The organism is Amycolatopsis sp. NPDC003865, from assembly GCF_053605345.1.
Genome location: NZ_JBSGJA010000011.1, coordinates 327,381 through 334,485, shown reverse-complemented (window position 1 = coordinate 334,485; position 7,105 = coordinate 327,381). Strand labels below are relative to the sequence as shown.

Genomic DNA, 7,105 nt, shown 5'->3' with positions numbered 1-7,105 from the left:
CCTTCCGGTTCAGCATCGACCCGAACCTCGGCCTGCCGGTCGTGGGTGACGTCGGCTGGAACACGTGGGAAGAGGTCGACGTCGTCCAGCGCGGGGCCAACCAGGGCTGGCCGTGCTGGGAGGGCAACCACCCGACGCCGGGCTTCACCGGCCTCGCGGGGTGCGCCGGCGTGGCGAACCAGCCGCCGGTCTACGAGTACCAGCACGGCAGCGGCACCATGCAGGGCAACAGCGTCTCCGGCGGCATCGTCTACAACGGAGCCAGCTACCCGGCTTCCTACCGCGGTTCCTACTTCTTCGGCGACTACGTGACCAAGAAGATCTGGACCATGCGCTACGACGACCAGGGCAAGCTGACGCAGGCCCCGGAGAACCCGCCGGTCTTCACCGAGATCGGTGGCCCGGTCAAGTTCGCGGCGGCGCCGAACGGTGACATCGTCTACGCCGACATCCTGTCCGGCACCCTGCGCCGGCTGACGTACTCGGCGAACAACACCGCACCGGTGGCGAAAGCCACGACGGTGACCGACCCGGACACCCGCACGGTGTCGTTCGACGGATCCGGTTCGGTCGACTACGACGGCGACGCGCTGAAGTACGACTGGGACTTCGGGGACGGGACCACCGTGACCGACGCCGGACCCAAGGTGTCCCACGCCTACGCGGCGGGCACCGAGGCGTTCACCGCGAAGCTCACGGTCCGGGACCCGCTGGCCGCCAGCGACACGACCGCCATCGCGGTCGCGCCGGGCAACCACACCCCGCAGATCACGCTGACCACGCCGGGTGACACCGCGACCTTCGCGGTCGACCAGCAGGTTTCCCTCAGCGGTACCGCGACCGACGCCGAGGACGGCGCGTTGCCGATCACGTGGACCACGGCCGTGAAGCACTGCCCGAGCGAGGCGACCTGCCACACGCACCCCGGCGCCGGCGGCACCGGGGCGAGCTTCTCGGCGCCGTTCACCGAGCACCCGGACTCCCGGATGGAGTTCACCGCGACGGTGACCGACAGCGCGGGGGTCACGGCGTCCACGACGTACACGGCCTGGCCGCGCGAGCACCGGATCACCCTGGTCGGTACGCAGCCCGCGGCGCTGAGCATCCCGGTCGAGGGTGGCGTCACCACCGCGATGGTCGCCGAAGGCGCGACCTTCGACGTCGAGGCCACGCCGCTGGCCATCGACGGCGTCTCGAAGTTCACCGGCTGGCAGGGCGGGCCGACCGACACCAAGTGGGTCATCACCGTCGGCACGAGCGACCTGACGCTGACCGCGAACTACGACACCCCGATCGACCAGCGCTACAACGCCGACCCGGCGCTGCAGGCGAAGCTCGGGGCGCCGACGGCGGCCGAGGTCACCGACGGCACGGTCCACTACCGGGCCTACGCCAACGGCCGCCTGTACTGGAGCGCGGGCACCGGGGCCAAGTACGTCACCGGTCCGGTGCTGGACAAGTACGTCGCCATGGGCGGGCTCACCAAGCTCGGCCCGCCGACGACCGACACCGCGTCCACTTCGGACGGTGCGCAGTTCAACGACTTCGTCAACGGCGGCAACGTGGGTTCGATCTACTACACCGCCGCGACGGGTGCGCACGCGATCTACGGTGAGATCCGGAAGAAGTGGGCGGCGCTCGGTTACGGCGCGCTGCTGGGCTACCCGACGAACGACGAAGACGGGACGCCGGACGGCGTCGGCCGCTTCAACCACTTCATCAAGGGCAGCAACGTCGGTTCGATCTACTACACGCCTTCCACGGGCGCGCACGCGATCTACGGCGAGATCCGGAAGAAGTGGGCGGCGTACGGGTACGAGAAGGGCCTCGGCTACCCGACGAACGACGAGGACGGCACGCCGGACGGCGTCGGCCGGTTCAACCACTTCAGCCTCGGTCACTCGATCTACTTCACGAACGCCACCGGGGCGCACGTGATCAAGGGCGAGATCCGCAAGCGCTGGGCGGCGCTGGGCTGGGAGCGGTCGTACCTGCGCTACCCGACGACCGACGAGTACGTCACGAACGGGGTGTACCGCAGCGACTTCCAGGGCGGCTACATCACGTACACGCCGCAGACGGGAGCAGTGGACCGTCCGTGGTGACGGACTTCCGTCAGCGCTGAACGAAAAGCGGGCCGTCTCCGGGACTCCGGAGGCGGCCCGCCTTTTCGGTTCAGGCCCGCAGGTCGGCGGGGGTCGTGCCGGCCGACGTCAGCGGCAGCCCGAGCGCGACCCGCTCGGTGAGCCACGGGCTCGGCCGGTACCGCGGGTCCCCGGTGGTCGCGGCCAGGCCGCGCAGAATGCGCAGCACGACGTCGCCGCCCACCAGGTCGCCCCACGCCAGCGGGCCTCGCGGGTAACCGAGGCCGAGCCGGACGGCCGTGTCGATGTCCGACGGCGTCGCGAGGTGCTGGCCCGCGATGAAGCACGCCGTGTTGACGATCGAGGCCAGGAGGCGCTGGGCGATCGGGGCCGGTCCGTCGCGGACCACCGTCACCGGGCGGCCCGTCGCCGCCAGCGCGCCCCACGCCGCGCGGCCCGCCGCCGGGTCGAGTCCCGGGTGGACGGACATCGTCAGGCGCCGTTCGTAGCCGCCGAGGGGATCGACGCCGGCGACGCGGTCCAGCGGCAGCCCCGCGCGGGTGCCCGCGTCCACTGTGGACTCGCCGTACAGGGGCACGAGCAGGACCGCGTCCGGGTACGCGTCCGACACCACCTGCACACCGGCCGCGGACAGCACGCGGGCGAGGTGCTCGTCCGCCGTGAACACCGGGCTCGTCGGCTTCGGCGGCGCCGCCGGCTCGTCGGCGACCTGCTGCTTCCCGTCGGTGTAGCGGTAGAAGCCTTCGCCGTTCTTGCGGCCGAACAGCCCGGCGGCGACCCGCGGCCGGGTCAGCCACGACGGCCGCAACCGCGGGTCGCCGTGGAAGCCGCTCCAGATGCTCTCCAGCACGGCGTGGGAAACGTCGAGCCCGGTCAGGTCGAGCAGCTCGAACGGCCCGAGCTTCAGGCCGAGCACGTCCCGGGCGACGCGGTCGACGTCGGCCGGCTCGGCCAGCGCCTCGGCGAAGATCTGCAGCGCCTCGGTGTTCAGGCCGCGGCCGGCGTGGTTGACGAGGAAACCCGGCGCGTCCTTGGCCAGCACCGGCTCGTGGCCCCAGCCGCGCACCAGCTCGAGTGCCTCGCCGGGCAGCCAGTCGTGCGTGCGCGCGCCCGGGACCACCTCGACCAGGCGCATCAGCGGCACCGGGTTGAAGAAGTGCAGGCCGATCAGCCGTCCGGGGTCGGCCAGCTCGGCGGCGATCTCGGTGACCGACAGCGAGCTGGTGTTCGTCGCGAAGATCGTCTCTTGTGGACAGGCGCGCTCGAGGTCGGCGAACAGCGCCCGCTTCGTCGCCAGGTCCTCCCGCACGGCTTCGACGACGAGGTCGACGCCGCCCGCGGGCGCGTCGGGCGCGTCCACCGGGACGAGCCGCGCGCGCACGGCGGCCGGATCGTCGAGCTTGCCCTTGGCGGCCAGCTTGCCCACCATCGCGCCGACGTGCTCGATCGCCTCGGTGACGGCCTCGCGGCGGACGTCGGCCAGCTCGACGGTCACCCCCGCGGTCGCGGCCAGCTGGACGATCCCGCGGCCCATCACCCCGGTGCCGATCACCCGGATCCTGCCGACCTTCCCGGCCCACCCCGTCACGTCGTGCCGCCTTCCGCCGTTGGACTCCGGCCCCCAGCCTAGAGGCCGACGAACTCCGCCATCCGCCTCGCCGAGTGGGCGAAGAAGGCGTCGGCCGGGTCGACGCTGCCGACGTACTGGCCGAACAGGTCGAAGCTGATCGCGCCGAACAGCTGGGTCCACGCCATCAGCAGCCGGGCCACGGTTTCGGGGCCGGCGACGATCCCGAGCACCTTCGTCAGCGCCTCGGCCTGGGCGCGCAGCTCGGGGGCGACTTCGCCGTCGATGTCCCGCAGCTCGGTGTGCGTGAGCACCTTGACGAGGGCGAGCGCGACCCGGGCGGCCGGCACGACGGTGTCCTGCGGCGCCGCGTACCCGGGGATCGGCGAGCCGTAGATCAGCGCGTACTCGTGGGGGTGCTCCCGGGCCCAGTCACGCGTTCCCTGCCAGATGGCCAGCCAGCGCTCCCGCGGCTCGCCCTTGCCCGGGTCCGCGTTCTCCGCCGCTTCGCCGATCGCGTTGTAGGCGTCGACGATCAGGTCGGTCAGCAGCCGGTCGCGGCTCGGGAAGTACCGGTAGAGCGCGGACGACACCATGCCCAGCTCCCGCGCCACCGCGCGCAGCGACAGCCCGTGCGCGCCCACCTCGGCCAGCTGGCGGCGGGCCTCGTCCTTGATCTCCTGGGTGAGTTCGGCGCGAGCTCGTTCGCGCGCGGTGCGGGTCGCGGTCATGCGGATCAGTGTGCCACGACGAGAGCGCCGCACAAAACCGAGAGCACTGCTCTTGACAGCGGTGCTCTCGTGGGTGTTCACTGCTCTTAACCGAGAGCACTGCTCTCCCAAACTTCCCGGAGGACACCATGACCGCCGCCCGCTACATCGAGCCGAAGAAGGCCACCAACGCGTTCAACGAGGTCGTCGCGAAGCTGACCAGGATGGGGGTGAGCGTCTGGGGCAGCCGGGTGCTGACCGTCGTCGGGCGCAAGAGCGGCGAGCCGCGGTCGGTGCCGGTCAACCTGCTGACCGTCGACGGCGTCCGCTACCTCGTCGCCCCGCGCGGCGAGACGCAGTGGGTGCGCAACCTGCGGGCCGCCGGCCAGGGCACGCTCCGGGTCGGGAAGCGCGTCGAGGAGTTCACCTTCCGCGAGCTGGCCGACGACGAGAAGCCGGGCATCCTCCGCGCGTACCTCAAGCGCTGGAAGTTCGAGGTCGGCGTGTTCTTCGACGGCGTCGACGCCAAGGCCTCGGACGAGAAGCTGCGCGAGATCGCGCCCGGCTACCCGATCTTCGAGATCTTCACGAAGTAGGTTTGCGCCGCGTCAGGTTCGCCGCGACCAGCACCACGCCCACCAGGAACGCGGCCAGCCCGATCAGGAACCACAGCTTCTGGCCGGTCATGAAGCTGCCGGTGATCACCCCGATGCCCTGCAGCACCCAGACGGCGCCGACCAGCACGAGCACGACCCCGACCGCGAGGGTGATCCACCGCCTCATCGGCCCAGCTTAGGCGGGACGGGTGTCCGGCACGAGCTTGTGGCGGTAGGCGTAGACGACGGCGTGCACGCGGTCGGGGAGCCCGAGCTTGCTCAGCACGCGCGAGACGTGCGTCTTGACCGTCTCCTCGCCGACGTGCAGCTGCCGCGCGATCTCCGCGTTGCTGCAGGCGTTGGCGATCAGCAGCAGGACCTCGCGTTCGCGGGAGGTCAGCCGGGCCAGCTCGGGAGGCTCGGCGGCCGCGGGCTCGAGCACCGACGTGAACTTCGCGACCAGCCGCCGCGTCACCGACGGGTCGATCAGCGCGTCCCCGCGCGCGGCCACCCGCATCGCCGCAACCAGCTCCTCCGGCGCCAGGCTCTTCAGCAGGAATCCGCTCGCCCCGGCGCGCAGCGCGCGGTAGACGTACTCGTCGGCGTCATAGGTCGTGAGCACGAGGACGCGGGTGTCGTTGCCCGGCGTGGCGAGGATCGCTTCGGTCGCGGCCAGGCCGTCGAGGCGGGGCATCCGGACGTCGAGGACCGCGACGTCCGGGCGCAGGCGTGCGGTCTCGGCGACGGCTTCGCGGCCGTCGGAGGCTTCGCCGACGCAGGTGAAGTCGGGCTGGGTGTCGAGGAGCGCGCGCATCCCGGAGCGGAACATCGCGTGGTCGTCGGCCAGCAGGACGCGGATCATGTGCTCTCCACCGGGAAGGTCGTGCGCAGCTGCCAGTGTTCGCCGGTCTCGCCGTAGGAGACCTGGCCGCCGAACAGGGTGACGCGCTGGCGGATGCCGGCCAGGCCGCGGTGGGCGTGCTCCCGCTGCGGGGTGCGGCCGGCGCGCAGGCCGTTGGTCACCGTGAGCACGACCTCGGTCCGGCCGTGGTTCAGCTCGACCTCGACCGGGCCTTCGCCGTGGCGCAGCGCGTTGGTCAGGGCTTCCTGGGCGATCCGGTACAGGGCGACGTCGAGCGAGCCGGGGAGCTCGCGGGGTTCGCCGCGCAGGGTCAGCCGGGTCGGCAGGCCGGCCGCGCGGACGGTCTCGACCAGCTCGTCGAGGTTGTCGAGGCCGGGCTGCTCGGCGTTGGGCTGGGCGTGCAGGAGATCGAGGAGGCGGCGCAGGTCGGCCATCGCCGAGCGGCTCGCGGACTCGACCGCGCCGAGGGACTTGCGCACCGGGCCGTCGCCGTCGGGCAGGCCGAGCCGGGCCGCGCCGGCGTGCACGCCGATGGCGCTGACGTGGTGGGAGATGACGTCGTGGAGGTCGCGCGCGATGGTCGTGCGCTCCTCGAGGACGGCTCGTTTGACGGCTTCTTCTTCGTGCTGGCGGCGTTCGTCGGCTTCGCGTTCGAGGTCGGCGATGTAGGCGCGGCGGGCCGTGGTGTACCGGCCGACCAGCCACGGCAGCAGCGCGTCGACGCCGACGTTGATCGCGAGCAGCCGCCAGTCCGAGGTGCCCTTGCCGATCTCGAGGCAGCCGATGGTCACGCCGGTGAGCAGGGCGAGCAGGGCGAGCGTCGACGGCTTCGGGCGCAGCCACGCGCCGGCCCGGTAGCCCGCGATGAGGATGCCGGCGTTGTTGCCGATCTCGGCGCCGGGCAGGTGGCCCAGCAGCAGCGGCCCGCCGGCGAAGAGCACGGCGTGCGCGAGGGCGACCCAGCCCGAGTACCGGGCGGGCCCGGCGAGGGCGGCGTTGACGGCGATCCCGCCGAGCAGGACGGCCCAGGCTCGCCAGCCGGCCTGGTCGAGCGGGCCGCGGAGGGCGAAGAGGACACCGTCGCAGACGACGCAGACCAGCGCGACCAGCAGCGACTGCCGTCGCAGGGATCCGCTGATGTCGGGCACACCAGCAACTGTGCCCTAACCGGCGGCCGGGATGGGTGGGAACGCCCGGATGCGGCACCGGGGCGTTCCCTGGTCAGATGAATGGGCGTCCGGCGCCGGACCGCACCGGACGCCACT

7 protein-coding genes are annotated in these 7,105 nt (G+C 72.0%); 2 read left to right on the top strand and 5 right to left on the bottom strand.

The window, feature by feature from the left end; all coding sequences use genetic code 11:
* On the top strand, window positions 1–2,105 hold a 2,105-nt coding region (locus ACWEVP_RS26680), incomplete at its 5' end, for a PKD domain-containing protein (RefSeq protein ID WP_452065262.1).
* Window positions 2,106–2,175: 70 nt separating this feature from the next.
* Here the strand turns inward: ACWEVP_RS26680 and ACWEVP_RS26675 are convergent.
* Together ACWEVP_RS26675 and ACWEVP_RS26670 are read right to left on the bottom strand one after the other, a co-directional pair.
* Window positions 2,176–3,693, bottom strand: a complete 1,518-nt coding sequence (locus ACWEVP_RS26675; protein ID WP_452065261.1) for a 3-hydroxyacyl-CoA dehydrogenase — start codon at window positions 3,691–3,693, stop codon at window positions 2,176–2,178.
* A 38-nt stretch (window positions 3,694–3,731) separates the two neighbouring features.
* Window positions 3,732–4,403, bottom strand: a complete 672-nt coding sequence (locus tag ACWEVP_RS26670; protein WP_452065260.1) for a TetR/AcrR family transcriptional regulator — start codon at window positions 4,401–4,403, stop codon at window positions 3,732–3,734.
* A gap of 128 nt (window positions 4,404–4,531) precedes the next feature.
* Between ACWEVP_RS26670 and ACWEVP_RS26665 the strand changes: the two genes are divergently transcribed.
* A complete protein-coding gene (locus ACWEVP_RS26665; protein ID WP_452065259.1) occupies window positions 4,532–4,978 on the top strand; it encodes a nitroreductase family deazaflavin-dependent oxidoreductase in 447 nt (148 codons plus the stop codon).
* Here the strand turns inward: ACWEVP_RS26665 and ACWEVP_RS26660 are convergent.
* The 3 genes from ACWEVP_RS26660 to ACWEVP_RS26650 are packed head-to-tail and all read right to left on the bottom strand — an operon-like array spanning window position 4,968 to window position 6,988.
* The gene (locus tag ACWEVP_RS26660) at window positions 4,968–5,165 is read right to left on the bottom strand and encodes a hypothetical protein (protein WP_400896558.1); all 198 of its coding nucleotides are present in this window, start codon (window positions 5,163–5,165) and stop codon (window positions 4,968–4,970) included. The two genes, ACWEVP_RS26665 and ACWEVP_RS26660, sit on opposite strands and share 11 nt — an antisense overlap.
* Window positions 5,166–5,174: 9 nt before the next feature.
* Window positions 5,175–5,840, bottom strand: coding sequence for a response regulator (locus ACWEVP_RS26655; RefSeq protein WP_452065258.1), 666 nt, complete (start codon window positions 5,838–5,840; stop codon window positions 5,175–5,177).
* Window positions 5,837–6,988, bottom strand: coding sequence for a sensor histidine kinase (locus tag ACWEVP_RS26650; RefSeq protein ID WP_452065257.1), 1,152 nt, complete (start codon window positions 6,986–6,988; stop codon window positions 5,837–5,839). Before ACWEVP_RS26650 ends, ACWEVP_RS26655 begins: the two co-directional genes overlap by 4 nt.
* Between the last annotated feature and the right edge of the window lie 117 nt (window positions 6,989–7,105).

What these genes read in the sequence shown, in the direction of transcription:
- ACWEVP_RS26670 (WP_452065260.1), bottom strand. Translation starts at nt 4,403, where the DNA reads ATGACCGCGACCCGCACCGCGCGCGAACGAGCTCGCGCCGAACTCACC.
- ACWEVP_RS26665 (WP_452065259.1), top strand. Translation starts at nt 4,532, where the DNA reads ATGACCGCCGCCCGCTACATCGAGCCGAAGAAGGCCACCAACGCGTTC.
- ACWEVP_RS26660 (WP_400896558.1), bottom strand. Translation starts at nt 5,165, where the DNA reads ATGAGGCGGTGGATCACCCTCGCGGTCGGGGTCGTGCTCGTGCTGGTC.
- ACWEVP_RS26655 (WP_452065258.1), bottom strand. Translation starts at nt 5,840, where the DNA reads ATGATCCGCGTCCTGCTGGCCGACGACCACGCGATGTTCCGCTCCGGG.